At 40.7% G+C, this 253-nt stretch carries 1 pseudogene; it reads right to left on the bottom strand.

The features are described 5' to 3' along the window. Window positions 1–253, bottom strand: a pseudogene (locus tag JIG41_RS23350) (group II intron reverse transcriptase/maturase); the annotation flags it as partial.

A 253-nucleotide genomic window follows, 5' to 3' on the forward strand; every position in this document is an offset into this window, starting at 1 on the left:
CTCTTTGCTTTTCTCTTTGCCAAGTATTCTTGGTATAAAGGATCAAAAGGCGTAGCTTCACTCCTGATTTTCACATGTCTCTCTATTGGCACCTTAGCTATTTGAAATAGAGTAAACTGACAATCCATATTCATGCTCTTCTGCCAACCGTGAAATTGCCATTGGCCTCGACGGTTGATAAAGTACTTCATGGCGATCCAAGTTTTTGATTTTGTTGGATGACGCCTTTTAGCCCAATGCCATAACGCTAGAA

The organism is Pseudoalteromonas sp. bablab_jr011 (assembly GCF_016464045.1).
Lineage (GTDB): Bacteria > Pseudomonadota > Gammaproteobacteria > Enterobacterales > Alteromonadaceae > Pseudoalteromonas > Pseudoalteromonas lipolytica.